Here is a 404-nt window from a genome sequence, read left to right as displayed (position 1 = left end):
TCCTAAGGTAGCGAAATTCCTTGTCGGGTAAGTTCCGACCTGCACGAATGGCGTAACGACTTCTCAGCTGTCTCAACCATAGACTCGGCGAAATTGCATTACGAGTAAAGATGCTCGTTACGCGCGGCAGGACGAAAAGACCCCGGGACCTTCACTACAGCTTGGTATTGGTGTTCGGTTCGGTTTGTGTAGGATAGGTGGGAGACTGTGAAGCATGCACGCCAGTGTGTGTGGAGTCGTTGTTGAAATACCACTCTGATCGTATTGGATACCTCAACCTCGGACCATGATCTGGTTCAGGGACAGTGCCTGGTGGGTAGTTTAACTGGGGCGGTTGCCTCCCAAAATGTAACGGAGGCGCCCAAAGGTTCCCTCAGCCTGGTTGGCAATCAGGTGTCGAGTGC

The 404-nt window shown here is 52.7% G+C and carries 1 rRNA gene (running past both ends of the window); it reads left to right on the top strand.

The features are described 5' to 3' along the window. Nucleotides 1-404 (top strand): 23S ribosomal RNA (locus ASG69_RS00005) (its annotated part extends past both window edges: 2,278 nt to the left, 225 nt to the right); the annotation flags it as partial.

The sequence above is a fragment of the Rhodococcus sp. Leaf225 genome, assembly GCF_001426145.1.
Classification (GTDB): domain Bacteria; phylum Actinomycetota; class Actinomycetes; order Mycobacteriales; family Mycobacteriaceae; genus Rhodococcoides.
The sequence above is the reverse complement of the archived record's forward strand: the minus strand, read 5'-3'. Positions and strand labels throughout refer to the sequence as shown.